Source organism: Pokkaliibacter sp. CJK22405, from assembly GCF_046614695.1.
Taxonomy (GTDB): domain Bacteria; phylum Pseudomonadota; class Gammaproteobacteria; order Pseudomonadales; family Balneatricaceae; genus Pokkaliibacter.
Genome location: NZ_JBKKHQ010000021.1, coordinates 46,518 through 64,053 on the forward strand (window position 1 = coordinate 46,518; position 17,536 = coordinate 64,053).

Below are 17,536 nucleotides of genomic sequence, written 5' to 3' on the forward strand. Positions count from 1 at the left end.
CCCTTTTAACCCATAGGCGATCAGCGCCAGACACAATAAACTTCCGCCATAGAGGCCGAAAAACCATAACCAGGGATGAGGTTTTTGGGTCGCTTTCATTAATAACCCTCCTCGAAATCCTCGACTTTGCCGCTGAAAATCCGGTAGCCCCACAGGGTGTACAGGCACACCATCGGCAGGAACACACACACGCCCACCAACATAAAGATCAGGCTGCTATCCGGCGCTGCGGCTTCCTTAATGGTCAGCACATTGGGGATCAGGTAGGGGAAGAGGCTGACCACCAGACCGATAAAGCCGAACAGGAACAGCAGTGCCGCCAAGTAAAAGGGGCGTTGTTCGTGGGCGGGATTAGCCAGATCACGGAACAGCTGCCAGGCGGCAATGCAGGTCGCAATGGGTAGCGGCATCAGCAGCATCAGGTGGGTGCCACTGAACCAGCGATCACGGATATCGGGCGACACGATAACGGTCCACAGGCTCACCAGCGCCATGGCGATCATCACAATCACCACCAGACGACGGCCAAGATGTCCTGCTTTGGCTGCAATGTCGCCACGGCTCTTCATGCGCAGGTAACAGCAGGCCAGCAGGGCATAGCCGGCCATGACGGCAAAACCGGTCAGGATGCTGAAGGGACTCAGCCAGTCGAGGCGGTCATACACCGGCTGAGTGGGGTCAACACCCTGCACGATGGCACCCAGAATCATGCCCTGAGCAAAGGCCGCCACGGTGGAACCGGCCGCAAAAGCGATATTCCACAGATGCTTGGAGCGGTTGGACTTGAAGCGGTACTCGAAGGCCACACCTCGGAAGATCAGGGAGATCAGCATGATGATGATCGGCACGTACAGGGTGGAGAGCACCATGCTGTAGGCCGCCGGAAAGGCCGCCATCAGCACCACACCACCAAACACCAGCCAGGTTTCGTTGCCGTCCCAGACGTGGGAGATGGAGCGCATCATGTGATCGCGCTCATCGTTACTTTCAAACCAGGGATAAAGGATACCGATCCCCAGATCAAACCCGTCCAGCAGCACGTACATCTGTACGGCGAAGCCCAGAATGAGGAAGTAAAGCAGACTCCAGTCCATCTTAGTGCTCCTTCTCTGCGTTGGGTTTGGAATGCGGATCTTCGCCCAGGGTGTGGTCGTGATCGATCTGCTTCACCAGTGCCAGGGCATAGCCGGGGCTGTCCACACCAACACGTTGCGCCAACAGGCTTTCCTGAGACGGTGGGCCTTTACGGATCAGCTTGCGCATAAAGTAGATGTACACGCCGAACAGCAGGCTGTAGGTGATCACGAACAGGCTCAGTGAGAACAGTACGCGACCTGCAGGCAGCGGCGAGACGATATCCATGGTGCGCACCAGACCGTAGACGATCCAGGGCTGACGGCCGACTTCCACCACATACCAGCCGAACAGGGTGGCAATCACACCGGCCGGGGTCATCAACAGACAGAGGCGGTGTAGCGGGGTGAACTCATAGAGTTTGCCCTTGTAGCGCAAGAATGCACCGGTCAGCGCCACCAGAATCATCAGCACACCCAGACCGACCATGATGCGGAAGGAGTAGAAGACGAACTTCACGGGAGGGCGATCTTCCGGGGCGAAGGCTTTAAGGCCTGTCACCGCGCCATCAAAACTGTGGGTCAGAATCAGGCTGCCCAGGTGCGGAATACCGATTTCGAAATGGTTTTCCTCGGCGTTTTCATCCGGTACAGCGAACAGCAGCAGCGGTACGGGGGATTCTGACTTAGGCCAGATGCCTTCCATCGCCGCCAGTTTGGCAGGCTGATGCTCTTTTACCACCAACCCGTGCTCATCGCCGACCCAGGCCTGCAGTGGCGCCAGTACCAGCGCGGCCCACAGCGCCATGGAGAAACCCTTGCGGGCAAAGGGCAGATCACGCTTGCGCAGCAGGAACCAGGCGCTGACACCGGCGACCACGAAGGTGCCTGTCAGGAAGGCGGCCAGCAGCATGTGGAAAAAGCGGAAATGCATGGAGGGGTTGAAGATCACTTCCATCCAGCTCTTCACATGGAAAACGCCATCGACGATTTCATAACCGGCGGGGGTTTGCATCCAGGAGTTGGCGACGATGATCCAGAACGCCGAAATCCAGGTGCCAACGGCCACGGTCAGGGTGGAGATAAAGTGCACCTTCTCACTGACACGCTGCCAGCCAAAGAGCATGACACCGAGGAAGCCCGCTTCCAGAAAGAAGGCAGTCAGCACTTCATAGGCCATCAGTGGTCCAATGACCGAGCCCACCATGTGGGTGAACTTGGAGAAGTTGGTGCCGAACTCGTAAGACAGCACGATGCCGCCGACCACGCCCATACCAAAGGTGATGGCGAAAGGCTTGATCCAGAACTTGGCCAGCTGCAGGTAGACCGGGTTACGGGTCTTTAGCCACAGACCTTCCCAGATCGTGATAAAGGTCGCCAGACCAATAGTGATCGCCGGGAAAATGATGTGAAAGCTGACAGTGAAGGCAAATTGCAGTCGGGATAATAACGCGGCATCGACATCCATCGCGGATCTCCGGGAACAGACGAATTAACGAGCAGCCACAGGGGCTGCACGACGACGAAGCATGACAGTCGCAGCGGGCAGGGCAGCCAGAATCAGGACAGCCACAAAAGCAGTGTAGTCAGAGAAAAACAGCGACATCATCGTGAACACCTCATCATTTGTTACAAAGACAGCAGCAGGCCGGGCGTCGGGTTGGCGTCTTTTCTGCTTATATTAGGGATTGCGAAAGTTGTGCCAAATCAACAAGTTGCGATAAGTCATTGATTCATATCAATTCCTTGGCAGATAGCAGGCGCGGATTGTCCACGAGGTGGACAGCGTTATGGCTCAAGGTGTCAACAAAGTTGACAGTGGAGGGTGGCGAGCAGCGACAATGCCGCTACTGGCACGAATGAACGAGTGCGGATGAGAGTGAAAAGGGTAACCCCATGCTGACAGGCGAGATGCTGCCACTGGTTTTTGAACTGATGATGCTGCTCACCAGCGGTTGCGGCCTGCTGGTGGCGGGCTGGCTGGTGTGGCGCTCACGTGGTCAGCGCGAGTTAGTGGCGCTGGCCGGTTTTGGTCTGATGATGGCGCTCTGGTGCGCCGGTCATGTCGCGATCTTCCTCGACTGGCGGACGCTGGGGGTGGCGCTGGTGCTGGCCAATCCGCTGATGCCGACCTGCTTTCTCGACTTCGCCCTGCGCTATGTGAATCAGGGCAGTGGTCGCCGACCCTGGCTGGACCGTTTGTCGGCTTCAATGGGCGGCATCTATCTGGTCAGCCTGCTGGTCGTGATCAGCAGTTGGTGGCTGGGCGCGGGCACCACGCGCTCGGTGGCCGGTTTCCACCGCTTCTTTGTGTTTACGCCGGCGGGCAGTTTCAACCTGGCGTACACAGTGCTGATCGGCATTCTGGCCCACGCCATTCTGCTGCTGGGTTTTCGCTGGCATCAGGGTAACCGCCGCCGTTCCATCTTCGCGATGTTTATCACCGGCGGTTGGGGGCTGTTGCTGGCGACCAGCTTTGTATTCCCGTCGCTGGGGCTGGAGATCTATCCCTATCCCCTGTTGTTGTTACCGTCCTACGTGGTGTTGCTGACCTATTCGGTGGTGCGCTATCAGCTGCTGGAGGTGAATGCCTGGGCTAACCGGGCGCTCCTGTGGCTGTGCATGAACCTGGTGGTGCTCGGCATGATTGCACTGGCCGGGGCGCTGGCGGGGCAATTGGGAATGGAAGCCCTGGCGCTGCTGCCCTGGTGGCAGTTATGGCTGTATTCCCTGCTGGTACTGGCGGTGGCGGCAGCGCTGCGACCGGCGCTATCTGCAGTCGCCGAACGGCTGGTCTATCCCGGTATTAAGCTCTCCTCTGAGCGCCTTGAGCACTGGCTGACGGCGCTCAAATCCGCGGCGGACTGGGGCGATCTGGCCCGTATCGCCAGTGGGCTGCTCACGCCGGTGCTTGGGCAGACCATCGAGGTGTGCATTGAAGGTGTTCCTCAGCAGATCCAGCATCCGCCGGGTGATGGCCGTGTGCGCCCACGGCTGGTGTGTCGGCAGGTGCAGGGGCAATGGGAGTGTGAGCAGCAGAACTGGCACGACCAGAGCCCGACCATCCGCATGGCGGGTGAAGTCTTCAGCTCCCTGCTGGTCAGCAGTTGTGCGCTGATGGAGCAATCCCTGCGCCGTGCGGAAGCTGAGCGCCAGCGCCTTTCCGAGCAGCATCTGGTTGAGCTGGGCGGTTTGTCGGCGGCGATGGCCCACGAGCTTCGCAACCCGCTGAATATCATCGCCATGGCGGCGACGGGCGTGGATGCCGAAAGCCGCGACTATATTCAGCAGCAGCTGCAACGGGCAGACCGGCTGATCTCCGACATGCTGAGTTACAGCGGCCAGCTGCGTCTGCAGCCGCAAATGACCGAGATGGGCAACCTGATTGAAGCGGTGGTGGCACAAACGCACTGGCACCAGGTCAGGGTGAGCCTCAGTATTGCGCCGGGCGCCAGTGTCTATGCTGACCCGTACCGGGTGCAGCAGATTCTGGTCAACCTGATTGAAAACGCCCTGGCCTTTATTCGTAATCAGACCGATGGCCGGATGCTGATCGAGGCCAATGACGCAGGCGTGTTGCGGGTTCACAATAACGGCCCGGCCTTGCCCGAGAGCCTGAAAACCACCCTGTTCCGGCCCTTTGTATCGAAGCGCCCCGGCGGCAGTGGCCTGGGACTGGCGATTATCCGCCGTATTGTCGATGCCCACGGTGGTGAGGTGCTGCTGCGCGAGGATCTCGGCTGGCCGGTCAGCTTTGAAGTTCACTTACCTGCGGATGCCGACGCCTGGTCCGTAGCCCACGATTCTGGAGAGCCTGCCTTATGAGCCAACATGCCCGCATCCTGCTGGTGGATGACGAACCGGCGTTTTGTGCCCTCTGCAGCCGCTGGCTGACGGCAGCGGGTCATGAGGTGGCGACGGCCTCGGATCTCACGGAAGCCCGGCAGGTGCTGGCGCGCTTTGATGCCGATCTGATGCTGCTGGATCTGGCGTTGCCGCCTGCATTTGACCCGATGGAAACCCTGAGCGCGGTGCCTGAGTTTATTTCCCGTCCGGTCATCATCCTGACCGGCCATGGCGACCGTTCACTGGCGCTGGAGGCGATTCGACAGGGCGCCTGGGACCTGCTCTCCAAACCGATTGACCCTGACATGCTGGCGGTGGTCGTCCGCCGTGCCCTGTCCAAGCATCGGCTGGAACAGGAAGTTGCACGCCTGCGCCATGATCAGCAGCGTCAGGACAGCCTTGATCGTCGTCTGGTGGGCGTTTCCCCCGGCATGCAGGCACTGCGTACTCTGGTGCAGCGCATCGCGCCGACGGATGTGCGGGTGCTGGTGACCGGCCCGTCCGGCACCGGCAAGGAAGTGATTTCCCGCGCGCTGCATGACCTCAGCCTGCGCAGGCAGGGGCCATTTATCTCGGTGCACTGCGGCGCGATTCCGGCGGATTTGCTGGAATCTGAGCTGTTTGGTCACGCCAAGGGTGCCTTTACCGGCGCGGATCGTGATCGGCAGGGTCTGCTGAAACTGGCCGATGGCGGCACGCTGTTTCTGGATGAGATCGGTGAAATGCCGCTGCCGATGCAGGTAAAACTGCTGCGGGTGCTACAGGAAGGCTCGTTCTATCCGGTCGGTGGGCGCGAGCTGCAGCAGATTGATGTGCGGGTTATTTCCGCCACCAACGCCAGTCTGCCGGAGAAAGTCGCGGCGGGCAGCTTCCGGGAAGATCTGTACTACCGCATTAAGGGGGTGACGCTGGAAACCCGCGCCCTGAATGAGCGCCCCGAGGACATTCCGGCACTGCTCAAAGCCTTCCTGCTGGAGATCGGCATGGAAGCCACGGCCCTGAGTGCCAGCGCCATGAGCTGGTTTATGAGTCGGCAGTGGCCCGGGAATGTTCGTGAACTCAAAGCCACTCTGGAGAGTGTCGTCGCCGTGTGCGTGGGTTTGCAGGTGACGCTGGATGACATCGCCCTGCTGCATCCGTCTGCACAAGGTGATGCCGGAATTGATCCTTCGGACACCAGTCTGGAAAGCCAGGTACGGGCGCTGGAAATGCGTCTGATTCGTCAGGCCCTGAGCGAGGCGGGAGGCAATCGTTCACAAGCCGCGACAACTTTGCACCTTTCGCGGCAAGGTTTGCTTAACAAGATGGAACGTTACGGCTTGAATTGATACTCATTAGGCAGAGTAGAACTCTGTTCATCTAGCGGCGCAGCAGCCCGGGTCTGACCATCAGACCGGTGCGCCAGTCCCCCTTCTTTTTTCAGGCAGGCATATTTGGCCTTGTACCTGAATCGGTTGTGCGCCGGACAGGGTGAGCAGTTGTCAGAGATTGATTCAGGGGTGCTACCACGATGCGTTGGTTGAGCGGCTTATGTGTGTTGTTGTGCAGCGTGCTGCTGCCTGCGCTCGCCTCGGCAAAACTGAGTGATGTGCCTTTCACTTATTCCACCTCGGACAAGCCCAAGATGTTGCTCCTGATGTCACGTGATCAGGAAATGTCGAAAAAGGCTTACCTTGATTACATCGACATGGATGGTGACGGCAAGCTCGACACCACCTACAACAACAACGTTCAGTACGACGGCTACTTCAACCCTGACCTCTGCTACAGCTACAGTGACAGCGAGTTCAGCTACAACGGCACCACCGGCCTCTATACCCCGGCAGATACCGCAGACAACCACAAATGCTCCGGCAAGAAAGGCCCCTGGAGCGGTAACCTCATGAACTACGCCAACATGACCCGTATGGATATCGTCCGTAAGGTGCTCTATGGCGGCAAGCGGATTCTGGATCCGGCCACTCCGGCAGAAGGCTCGGTCATTCTTGAACGCTCCTATTTGCCACAGGATGTGCACTCTTTTGCCAAGGTGATTTCCAACACCACCGATTACAAGATCTCCGATCTGACGCCCTTTACCGGCAAGAACAACATCACGCTCTGTACCACGTCACTGAATAATTCTGCGTCGCCTAACGTGCCGAAAATGGCTATGCGCTCCAGGGCTGATCCTCACATGGCAATCGGCGAGCGACAGCAGTGTAACTATTATGGTGATGACGTGGCCTTCACCGTGCGGGTGCAGGTCTGCGACGGTACGCTGGATACGCGTACCAATTTTTGCCGTCAGTATGGCAACGGCAACTTCAAGCCTATGGGGCTGCTGCAAAAATACGGCGAAGACGATGCCATCCAGTTTGGTCTGATGACCAGCAGTTATCAGAATTACACCAAGGGCGGGGTGCTACGAAAACCCATCGGCAGTTTCCTCGGCGACAACAATGATGATGGTGAGGTCAACCCCGAAACCGGTGTGATCAACCGCACCTACGAGGATGCACCGGTCGTCAGCATCATTAACGTCATCGACAGCATGCGTATTGTCGATTACGGCTGGGAAGACCGGTATTTCATGTACTGGCACTGTAATACCAACTACTCCCTGACCAAGGCGGACTTCCTTTCCACCGGCCAGTGTCCCGACTGGGGTAATCCGCTGGCGGAAATGTATACCGAGGCGCTCAAGTATCTGGTCGATGAGGATCGCGAACCGACGGCGGCTTATGCTGCTGATGATCGCAGCTTTTTCAATAACTCGGAGCTTTTTGCGCCGCAGGACTGGGGCGGTGTGCCCTGGAAAATCGATGACTGCGCCTCCTGCAGTATCGTTATGCTGGCCAGCAGCGGCCCGACCTTTGATGCCGATAACCTCGGTGATGTTGGCTCCTTTAATGGCATTAACGCCAGTGCTATCAGCTCGGCAACCAATGAAGTGGCGGGGCTGGAAGGCCTGAACGGCCAGTATCTGATCGGGGAAACCTCATCCAATCAGGATGAGCAGTGCTCGGTCAAAAGCGTCACGCCGGGCGATTTTGCCAACCTGCGCGGGCTTTGCCCGGAAGGGCCAACCAAAGAGGGCAGCTATCAGCTGGTCGGTGCCATGCGACTGGCGGCCACCAATGACTTTGGCCGGGCTTCCGGCAGCACCATTGATAACTATGTGTTTTCCCTTTCCACTACGCTGCCATATCTCAGTCTCAAATATCGGGGCAACACTATTTCCGTGGCACCGAGCTGCCAGTCATGGGGCGAGGATGAGCGGTGGGGCACCTGTAGTTTTATCTCGGTGGTGATGGAGGATGTCGATAACGATGCCCTTACCGGCGAAACCCGCCATATCCGAACCGAACTGGGCTGGGAGGATGCCTCCTGGGGTGCGGATAACGATATGGACTACCGTCTGGACTTCGATATCTGTATCGGCGATGCCTGCCCGGTCGAGGATGGCTTACCGGCGGTCGATTCCAACCAGATTCGCGTCGCCACCAAAATGACCTTCAATGGCGCCTCAAAACCCCATATTCAGGGCTTTAATATAGCCGGGGTTTCCGCCTCCGGTAGTTATCAGTTTGGCGAGAACATTGAGACTAACCAGTGGTATGTCCAGACCTTCTATATCGATAACGACCTGAAAAATGATGTCGCTCTGCCTTCTCCACTGGAGCTGGCGGCGAAATACGGGCGTCAGATGAATTCCTCTAACACGGAAGGTCGGCCGGATAACTACTACGAAGTACGTAACTTCAACGATCTGCTGGACGGCCTTGAGAACGTCTTCAGTTATATCTCCCGTAACAAGTTCTACAGCGCTTCGGTGTCCGGCTCCGGCTACACCACTGAGGAGGGCGAGCATGTGTATTACTCCAGCTATGACAACGTCAAAAGCTGGAACGGCCATTTCATGTCCTACTCCTATGACAAGGATGGCAAGCTGCAGAAAGACTGGGATGCGGCGGAGATGCTGGAACAGGCTGACCCTGACACGCGGGTGATGCTGTCGATCAAGGAAATCTCCCAACCCTTCGGTTATGGTGGTGTGCCTTTCCGCGCGACCAACCTGCACACCCGACAGAAGAACCTGATCAGCGGCGGCTGGAATTCCGGCCCGACCACCACAACGCCTTCCTATGCTGACTTTGTGAACTACATCCGTGGTGATCATTCCCTGGAAAAAACCACCCTGCACCCGACCAATCCCTTCCGCGAGCGGGTGAACAGTAATGGTGAGCCCACTCGCCTGGGTGACATCGTGCACTCCTCGGCGGCCTTTGTTGGCGGCACCCAGACATCGTCCTATATGGAAGCCAATAATCCGGGGACCGGTTATAACGAATGGGCGAAGCAATACGCGGATCGGCAGCCGATGATCTATGTCGGCGCTAATGACAGCGTTTTCCACGGTTTTAACGCCAATAACGGTCGTGAGCGTATCGGTTATGTTTCGACCATGACCTATAACCAGATCGGCCGTATGGCGCGACCGGACTATGATGAATCCTTAAGCCATCGCTTTAGTGCCGATGGCAGCCCCACCGTGCGCGATGCCTATTTCAACGGCAGCTGGCATACGGTGGTGGCCTCCGGCCTGAATGCGGGTGGCAAGGGTGTTTTTGCCCTTGATGTGACTGACCCGGACAATTTTGCCGAGTCCAATGCGCGCAGCATCGTGCTGTTCGAGTTCAACGACATTATCGACCGCGTGTTGCTGAATGGGCAGCTCAACGGGCCGATTCCCTCGACGCTGGGTTATACCTACAGCAAGCCTGCCATCGTCAAACTCAATGATGGCCGTTGGGCGGCGGTGTTCGGCAATGGCTATTACAGTGATGCCGGTGTGCCGGTGCTGATCATTGTCTATCTGGATGCGATCCGTGATAACGGCACCTGGAACTCCAACGATGTCGTGCGCCTTTACACTGCGACGCCGACGGATGAGACCGCAGGCAGCGAGAACGGGCTTTCCAACATTGCGCCAATTGATACCGACGACGATGGCGATATCGACCTCATTTATGCCGGTGATCTCGAAGGCAATATGTGGCGTTTTGATCTGCGAAGCAGCAGCACGTCTGACTGGCAGCAGGGTATCGCCAAACTCTTCGAGGCTCGTGACAGCAATGGCCAGGTGCAGCCGATCGTCGCCCAGCCTGAGGTGGGGTTAGCCTCGCGAGAATCTGAAGATTACGACCGTGGTTATCGCCTCTATTTCGGTACCGGCAAGTACATGGACGTGGGCGATGATGCTGATTTGTCCGTGCAGAGCTTTTACAGCATCAAGGATGACCTGAACCCCACGCCGATTGCCTACAGCCGTGGCAGTCTGACCCAGCAATACATCTCCTTGCTGGGCGGTGTCTCCGGTGTGAACTATCGCAGCATTACCAACTATGAAACCAATCACAAAGGCTGGTTTGTGGATCTCAAAGAGGTCGGTCATCAGGCTCAGGGTGAGCGTGTGGTGGAGAAAGCCTTGCTGCGTCGGGCGCAGATCATCTTCTCCACCCTGATTCCTCATATCAGCCAGTGTACGGCGGTGGAAAATGGCTGGTTAATGGCCCTTGATGCACCGGATGGACATAGTTCCCGCAGCGTTTTCGACACCAACGGCGATGGCAGTATTGATACCGAGGATCTGGTGAATGGTGAGCGCGCGGCGGGGATGAGCATCGCTTCGGCAGCGTCAGTCCTGCTGCAGGATAACGGTGATTCCCAGATTGCTGTCAGTGTCTCGGATGAAGGGACACCGGATCAGATTGCCGTGGCCAAGTCCGCCATGTATCGCCAGAAACGGGTGAATTGGCAGCATGTCCGGATCGAGGAAGGGGAGTAACCTCCTCCTCGAGCCCTTACCTTTGCGTTTTTTCTTTTCTCTATTTTCCTTGTAAATAAAGCCTCCGGAATGATGAAGGAAACAGTGCCTGATCGCGGGTTTCTGAAATTCATTTCATGGAGCAAAGACAGGCTGTGTCGTCATGTCATAACTGGCTGGCGCCCTTGTGATAGCTAGGTTTCAAGGCTGTTGGAATTGGCGCTTTCCCTCTTCAGGGACAGGTAGTTATTCCCGCACAGTTTGTTAGCGTTATCTCTGAATAAGAATGCTGGGCGAGCCGTGACCTCTGACCCAGTGGATGATGACGTACCGGGTATAGCGTGATGAGAGAGACAAAACACTGGAGTCGACGTGTTTTGCTATGCGTGGGGCTGCTTCTGGCAGGCGTGGCGACTCAGGCTTATGCGGTATTGTCCAACGTTCCCTTCACCTACGCGACCTCGGACAAGCCCAAACTTCTGCTGGTCATGTCCAAAGACCACGAGATGTCGAAAAAGGCCTATCTTGATTACATCGACGTTGATGATGACGGTGTGATTGATACGGCCTACAACAAGTACGTCACCTATGACGGCTACTTCAACAGCGATCTCTGCTACGAATACGACCCCAGCTATGTGATCTCCCCGGCACGCAACGATGTCTTCGGTCCGGACACCTCGTTGACGGGAGCCTTTGTGCCAAAGCTGCCCAATGCCTTTGGGGCCTGTGTGCTGAGTGGCACCAATGCGCGCTGGCTGGGGAATTTCATGAACTGGGCGACCATGACCCGAATGGATCTGGTGCGCAAGGTATTGTACGGCGGCAAACGTGTGCAGGACCCGGAAAACCCCGGCGATGGCCCGGTGGTGCTGGAACGTTCGTTCCTGCCGCAGGATACCCACTCCTTCGCCAAGACGCTCTATAACACCGACAACTACTCGGCCAACTGGTATCAGCCCGCCGATCCGGTGCTGGGCACTCATCAGGAATCCACTTTGCCGGAGTCGTTCCGGGGTGTGACGTACTGCAGCACCTCGTTCAACCGTTCGGGCGAGAAAAACCAGCCGATTTTGGCGCTGCGCTATTTCGCTGATCAGTACTGGGCAACTACAGAAACCAAACAGTGCATGCCCTATTACAACCAGCTCTACACCAAGAATGATGAGACCTTCACCCTGCGTGTGGTGGTTTGCGATGGGGTGGTGGATACCCGTCAGGATCTTTGTCGCCATTATCCTAACGGCAACATCAAGCCCGTGGGGCTGCTGCAAAAATACGGGGAGGATGACTCCATCCGCTTTGGTCTGATGACCGGCGGCTATACCAAATACGCCAGCGGCGGGGTGCTGCGAAAACCCATCGGTCCTTTTATTGGCGACAACAACGATAACGGCGAGGTGAACCCCAACACCGGCCGTTTTAACCGTAACTACAACGGCGAACCGGTGGTCAGCATCGTTAACGTGATCGACCAGATCGGTATCGTGAATTACGGCGGCAACCCGCCGTATCGCTACTACTACCGTACCTGTAACCAGAACCGCGATCTGTACAAGGCGGAGTTCCTGAGCAGTGGCAAGTGCCCGGACTGGGGTAACCCGCTGGCGGAAATGTACACAGAAGCCCTCAAGTATCTGGTGTCGGATGACCGCACGCCGACGGCCGCTTTTGCCGGTGATGACCGTACTTTTTTTAATAACTCGGATCTGTTTGCGCCGCAGGATTGGGGTGGTGTGCCCTGGAAAAAAGATGACTGCGCCACCTGCAGCATCATCATGCTGGCCTCGGGTTCGCCGACCTTTGATGCTGATGATCTGAGTGCTATCGGTAACTTTAATGGCATCAGCGCCGGGACGATTTCAGCGGCGACCAATACCGTCGCCAGTCAGGAAGGTCTTAACGGCAAGTATGTGATTGGTACGACGGGTAACAGCGCCACGGACGATGGCCAGACTGAGCTCTGCAGCGCCAAGGAGGTCAGCGCCTCAGGCTTTGCGGATTTGCGCGGGATCTGCCCCGAAGCGCCGTCCAATGAAGGCAGCTTTCAGCTCGCCGGTGCCATGCATCTGGCGGCCACCAACAGCTTTGACCGCGACTCCGGCCGCACCATTGATAACTACGTGTTTTCCCTGTCGACCCAGCTGCCATTCTTCAACCTGACCTATCAGGGCAAGAAGGTATCAGTGGTGATGACCTGCCGCTCCTTCGTGATTCATCCTTGCTCCTACAACGACGTTTTTATGGAAAAGGTGGAGAAGGATGCCAACGGCAATGTGAACCGTATTGTGGCGACCATTTCCTGGGAGGACTCTGCCTGGGGCGCTGACTATGACATGGACTGGCGGGTGCAGATGGATATCTGTATCGGTGATGCCTGTCCGCCAGTGGAAGGCCAGCCGGTGGATTCCAACCAGGTGCGGGTGGCGCTGACGAAAACCTATAAGGTCTCCGGCTCGGATGATTATCTTGGCTTTACCATCAGCGGCGTGACCGAGCCCGGCCCCTACAACTTTGGCACCAACATTCCGCAGAATGAGACTTTCTATAAAACCTTCTTTATCAATAACAGCCTGAAGAACGATGCGACACTGCCATCACCCCTGATGCTGGCAGCCAAATACGGCCGTTCCACGAACTCGCTGGATCAGAAGGGCCGTCCTGATAATTTTTACGAAGTCACCAACTTCAACAAGCTGGTGGAAAACCTCGGCAACGTTTTCGATTACATTTCCCGCAAGAAGTTTTACAGCGCCTCCGTGGCAGGCAGCAGCTTCTCCACCGATACCGGCGCGCATATTTATTTCTCCAGTTACGACAATCTCTACAGCTGGAACGGGCGCTTTATTTCCTACTCCTATGACAATAACGGCAACCTCCGGCGTGACTGGGATGCCGCCAACGTGCTGAAGAACCGCTCGTCGGATTTGCGCGTCATGCTGAGCTGGCGCAAGCAGGCCAATGCCAGCAGCGGTATTCCTTTCCGCGCCAGTGAGCTGGGGGATGATCAACAGGCTGAAATTCTGCGTGGCTGGAATAATGGCCCGACGCCCGGCACGCCGACCATGACCAATCTGGTGTCCTTTAACCGGGGTAACCACCAGCTGGAACAGACCAACGGCGATATCTCCAAGTTCTTCCGTGAGCGACTCGACAGCGATGGTGAGCCTGCGCGTCTCGGTGACATTCTGCACTCGGCTGCGGCGTATGTCGGCCCGCCGACGTTCTCCCTGAACACCTTCCTCAACCACCCCGGCACGGACTATGAGAATTACATCAAGAGTCAGGAAGAACGGGCAGAAATGGTGTATGTGGGTGCTAATGACGGAGCACTGCATGGCTTTGATGTCGGCACAGGGCAGGAGCGCATCGCCTATGTGCCGAATGCCGTCTATTACCAGCTGGGCCTGATGGCGCGGCCGGATTATGACAACGGCCTGAACCATCGCTACAGCGTCGATGGTTCACCGACCCTGCGTGAAGCGGTGATTAACGGTAACTGGCGAACCCTGCTGGCTTCGGGCCTGAATGCCGGTGGCAAGGCCGTGTTTGTCCTGGATGTGACAGACCCCAGCCATTTCAGCGAAGCCAATGCGCAGAATCTGGTGTTGTGGGAGTTTGATGCCGCCGATGACCGGGCGCTGCTGAATAGCGGTAACCCCAACAACACTACGCCGACACCGCTGGGCTATACCTTCAGCAAGCCCGCCATCATCAAGCTCAATAATGGCCGCTGGGCCGCCGTGTTTGGTAATGGCTACTACAGCGAAGCCGGTGTGCCGGTGCTGTACATGGTGTATCTCGATGCCATGCAGGACCGCACCTGGAACCCGAATGATGTCATCCGGCTCTATACCGGTTTAGCTAATCCGGGTTCTACCAACGGCTTGTCCAATATCGCGCCGGTCGATGATGACGACAACGGCACCATTGATTACATCTACGCCGGTGATCTTGAGGGTAATGTCTGGCGCTTTGACATCTCCTCACCCATGGCGATTTCCTGGCGCTACGGTATCAGCAAGGTGTTTGAAGCCCGCGATGGCAATAATAATCCACAGCCGATTACCGCCCAGCCGGAAGTGGGACTGGCCAGGCTGACGGCCACAGATCCGCGTCGCGGCTACATGGTTTACGTTGGCACCGGCAAATACATGGATGTTGGTGACGACAAAGACCTGTCGATTCAAAGCTTCTATGGCATCAAGGACAATCTTGAAGTCAATGCCATGCCGATGACCCGCACGGATCTCATCAGCCAGACCATGTCGGACTTCAGCACCGGCACAGGCACCAATTACCGCACGGTCAGCAACAACAATCCTAACGGCGAAGGCTGGTATCTGGATTTACGCTCTCAGGGCAAAGCGGCCGAAGGGGAGCGTGTGCTCAGCCGCGCGCTGCTGCGGCGTAAACAGATCGTCTTTACCACCCTGATCCCGCATATCAACCAATGCAGTGCCTCGGAAGATGGCTGGCTGATGGTGCTGGATGCGCCGGGAGGCGGCAGTTCGGGCAGTGTGTTTGATACCAATACCGATGGCAGCATCGATATGTCGGACAATATCAATAACAAGGCGCCGGCGGGGATGAGCCTGACCTCGGCGGCCTCAGTATTGCTGCAGGATAATGGCAATAATCAGGAAGCGATCAGCATCTCAAGCGAAGGGAAACCGGTGCAAACTGCCGTCGCCAAAGGGGCGCTGTATCGTCAGCAACGGGTGAACTGGCAGCATGTGTACCCGGATGACTGATCCGTCTCATTCTGCCTGAGGGAACCAGCGCGGCTATTTTGCCAATAACTCTATAGTGGGTTTTAACAATCTGCGCAGTTTTGACGAACGTATCGGTGGTAAATCGGGTGTCATATCACGACGCTCTGGTGCCAACTCATCGGTCAAAAATCGCGCTTTCCCGGGAAAACCGCGTACACTGGCAACAGGTGTATTCCGACAACGAGGCTGTTCCATGAGACAGGCAACTGGCCCCAGCCAATCAAGGCAACACGGCTTGGGCATGATCGAGATTCTGATCACGCTGCTGGTGCTGGTCACCGGTGTAATTGGTGCCGCTTCCCTGCATTTGTCTTCCCTGCGGGAAAATCAGCATATCAACCAGCGTCTGCAGGCCATCACTTTGGCGGAGGATATCCGCGGACGGCTGATGCTCAACCGTGGCGTGTCGGATAACTATGTTTTTGACACCAGCACCAACCCTACGGCTTACCCCCTTAACACCTGGAAAGAGCGGGTCGACCAGCTGCCCAACGGACGCATTATTGTCACCCGTCGCAGTACCGATCCTGAGGTTTTCAGTATTCGTATCTTCTGGAATGAGACCGGCGGCTCCCAGGTTACCGGGACCAGCTGCGATCCGACGCAGAATGATCCCACCCAGCTCACCTGTTTCCAGTTGGTGGTGCAGCTATGAGAACGCCCGTCGCACGTGGTCCAGGACGCTATCGCCAGCGCGGCCTGTCGCTGATTGAATTAATGATTGCATTGGCATTGGGAACGGTTCTCGTTCTTGCGGCCACTAACGTAATGATGAGTGGTCGAAGTACCTATTCCACCATTACCGCCACCTCCGATATTCAGGATGCGGCGCGCTTTAGTTTACGCACCATGGAAACGCAGGTGAGCCATGCGGGTTTCACCTCTGACCCGATTCAGGCGCTGGCCAAGGAGTTTCCGGCGTCGACCACTACCTTCAGCGACTCCAGTTACACCTGGCTGGCCGGTGAAGTGGCGGCAGGCGTCGGCAATAACAATGCTTCCCAGGAGCTGTTATTGCGAATGAAAGGACACGGTGGTTCTTCCACCGATGAGCTGACGGATTGTCTGGGACAGGTCATTCCCGGTACGGATGTGGTGGCTACACAGCGCTTCTACATCAAGAACAATGCGCTTTACTGCGATGTGAGCTACGACGACGGATCCAATACCTATTCCAGCGACATGCTGGTGGATAACGTGCGATATATGCGTTTTCGTTTTGCCATTGATGCCAACGCCGATGATGCGGTGGACAATTGGGTGAGACCGAGTGACCTGGCCGCAGCGAGTAATTACCGTACAGCGGTGACAGGGGTTCGGGTTGGCATTGTGGTAGCCAGTAGTGTGAATGACCGTACTGCCCAGAACCTGACGTTCCAGCTGGTGGATTACACTGACGTTGCGAATCAGGTCACATACAACCAGACGCAGAACCTGATGCAGAAATTTGAGAGCACGTATTGGCTGGCCAATATCGCGCTCATGAAGGAGGAATGATGCACAAGCGACAACGAGGAGCGGCCCTGATGGTCACTCTGGTGCTGATGATCCTGCTCATGGTAATCGGTATCGCCGGTTACAACATGACCACGCTGCAAGGCAAAATCGAAACCAACAGGGAAGAAAACAACCTGGCCCTGACGCTGGCGGAGTCCGCGTTACGTGCCGGTGAAGAGGAAATCGTTGCAGACCAGGCAACAGGAACCGGGGTGTACACCCTGACCAGCTCGACGGATACAGAGCAGGCCCAGTGGAACAAGGCTGCCACCTGGACAGGCAACAACACGGATCAGCTGACTCGAACCTTTGAGACCCAGCTGGATGACATTGATCCGCGACTGAAGGTTCAACCGCGCTACATCATTGAAGTGCTGCCAGAACCCGATTCCTTTAAGGAGGCCAACAGTATTGTTGAGGGTCACGCACCGCGTGAACGTATGGAAGTTTTCCGGATTACCTCTGAAGGCACCGGACCTTCCGGCACACTCAAACAATATCTGCAGTCGACTTATAGCCGTATCGTAACGGAGTAA

Annotated in this window: 9 protein-coding genes; 7 read left to right on the forward strand and 2 right to left on the reverse strand. The window is 56.7% G+C overall.

What is annotated here, in order from left to right; translation table 11 throughout:
* Nucleotides 1-98 precede the first annotated feature (98 nt).
* Entirely contained in the window at nt 99-1,094 is a 996-nt protein-coding gene (gene cydB, locus ACKC9G_RS15160) for a cytochrome d ubiquinol oxidase subunit II (RefSeq protein ID WP_411406876.1), read from the reverse strand.
* A 1-nt stretch (nt 1,095) separates the two neighbouring features.
* A complete protein-coding gene (locus ACKC9G_RS15165; RefSeq protein WP_411406878.1) occupies nt 1,096-2,541 on the reverse strand; it encodes a cytochrome ubiquinol oxidase subunit I in 1,446 nt (481 codons plus the stop codon).
* Nucleotides 2,542-2,969: 428 nt separating this feature from the next.
* On the opposite strand from ACKC9G_RS15165, the gene ACKC9G_RS15170 reads away from it, so the two are divergent.
* From ACKC9G_RS15170 to ACKC9G_RS15200, 7 genes are all read left to right on the forward strand, one after another.
* Complete coding sequence (locus ACKC9G_RS15170) at nt 2,970-4,898, forward strand: ATP-binding protein (RefSeq protein ID WP_411406880.1); 1,929 nt, start codon at nt 2,970-2,972, stop codon at nt 4,896-4,898.
* On the forward strand, nt 4,895-6,247 hold the full coding sequence (locus ACKC9G_RS15175; RefSeq protein WP_411406882.1) for a sigma-54-dependent transcriptional regulator: 1,353 nt from the start codon (nt 4,895-4,897) through the stop codon (nt 6,245-6,247). The genes ACKC9G_RS15170 and ACKC9G_RS15175 overlap by 4 nt, the downstream gene beginning before the upstream one ends.
* Before the next feature lie 182 nt (nt 6,248-6,429).
* A complete protein-coding gene (locus ACKC9G_RS15180; protein ID WP_411406884.1) occupies nt 6,430-10,749 on the forward strand; it encodes a pilus assembly protein in 4,320 nt (1,439 codons plus the stop codon).
* A 323-nt stretch (nt 10,750-11,072) separates the two neighbouring features.
* Entirely contained in the window at nt 11,073-15,482 is a 4,410-nt protein-coding gene (locus ACKC9G_RS15185) for a pilus assembly protein (RefSeq protein ID WP_411406886.1), read from the forward strand.
* A 214-nt stretch (nt 15,483-15,696) separates the two neighbouring features.
* Nucleotides 15,697-16,158 carry a hypothetical protein gene (locus ACKC9G_RS15190; RefSeq protein WP_411406887.1) on the forward strand — a complete coding sequence of 154 codons (462 nt, stop codon included), beginning with the start codon at nt 15,697-15,699 and terminating at the stop codon, nt 16,156-16,158.
* The gene (locus tag ACKC9G_RS15195; RefSeq protein ID WP_411406889.1) at nt 16,155-17,000 is read left to right on the forward strand and encodes a PilW family protein; all 846 of its coding nucleotides are present in this window, start codon (nt 16,155-16,157) and stop codon (nt 16,998-17,000) included. Before ACKC9G_RS15190 ends, ACKC9G_RS15195 begins: the two co-directional genes overlap by 4 nt.
* Nucleotides 17,000-17,536 carry a PilX N-terminal domain-containing pilus assembly protein gene (locus tag ACKC9G_RS15200; RefSeq protein WP_411406891.1) on the forward strand — a complete coding sequence of 179 codons (537 nt, stop codon included), beginning with the start codon at nt 17,000-17,002 and terminating at the stop codon, nt 17,534-17,536. The genes ACKC9G_RS15195 and ACKC9G_RS15200 overlap by 1 nt, the downstream gene beginning before the upstream one ends.